Origin of the sequence: Streptomyces sp. NPDC127092 (genome assembly GCF_042722475.1) — a bacterium.
Taxonomy (GTDB): Bacteria; Actinomycetota; Actinomycetes; order Streptomycetales; family Streptomycetaceae; genus Streptomyces.
Window position 1 is genome coordinate 1 of the sequence record NZ_JBHXFE010000419.1, and the last position, 1035, is coordinate 1035.

The window sequence follows — 1035 nt, forward strand, 5'->3', positions numbered from 1 at the left end:
TTCTGCGACAGCGTCGTGACATTGGGCATCTGGATCTCGACCGTGTAGGCGTCGTCGCCCTGGCCCTCGGTGCCCGGCAGGGGAAGCGAGTTCAGCCCTTCCCACTCGCACCCGGTCAGGGTGAGGGACAACGTGATCGCGACGGCCGCGACGGCGCCGCGACGCACCCGTGTGTGCTTCGTCATCGCCCACCTCCCGGCTGCAGCAGATCGTTCAGGTCCTTGGGCACGGCGACGGTCGGCATCCCGGCGAGGGTCCCGGTCATCGGCGGCGCGGACCGCGGAGGTACGGAGGCCTCGAGACTCGGCGGGGTGTATTCGATCTGGTCGGGGAATGCGTTCACACCCGTCGTCGGGTTGGTGAGGATGGGCAGGTAATTCGCCGTCAGCGAGTTCAGGACCGGCGACAGGTACTGGGTGCACAGGTCCGCGCTCCGGTTCGCCTCGTTGGCCTGCAGGCTCTGGATGGCACCGCACATGAAGTTCACGGGGTTCCCGAAGTTCGCCATCGCGACCGCACCGACCAGTGATCCCTGCGCCGGCTTGTAGATGTTGCTGAAGTTGGCCAGCGCCGTGGGCGCGACGTGGAGCACCTGCTCGATCTGCGGCCTCTTGTCGGCGAGCACCTGGGTGGCGTCGGCCAGTCGGCCGACCTGTTCGCTGAGGCTCGCCCGGTTCTCCACGACGAACCGGTTGACGTCGCCGAGCGCGAGGTCGAGATCGTTCAGGGCGGTGCCGAGTTCGTCGGAGTTGGTGGCGAGCATGTTCGACACCGACGCGAGCCGTCCCTCGAACTGGACGATCTGCTCGTTGCTCGACGACAGAGCCGCCACGAACGTCTGCAGGTTGCGGATGGTGGAGAACAGGTCGGTGCGGCCGTCGGACAGGGTCCGCATGGTCTCCGACAGTTCCCGCAGCGTGTTCCGCAACGACTCTCCGTTGCCGTCGAGATTGTCGGCGGCGGTGTCGATGAACGTGCCGAGCGAGCCCTGCGGGTCGGCGCCCTGCGGTCCGAGCGCCTCCGACAGCTTGTTCA

General features: G+C 67.1%; 1 protein-coding gene and 1 pseudogene. Both read right to left on the bottom strand.

Going from position 1 to position 1035, the window contains the following annotated elements; all coding sequences use genetic code 11:
- Positions 1–185, bottom strand: a pseudogene (locus ACFWJO_RS40950) (hypothetical protein); the annotation flags it as partial.
- A partial coding sequence (locus tag ACFWJO_RS40955) for an MCE family protein (RefSeq protein WP_386873497.1) occupies positions 182–1035 on the bottom strand: 854 nt, incomplete at its 5' end. The pseudogene ACFWJO_RS40950 and the gene ACFWJO_RS40955, both read right to left, overlap by 4 nt.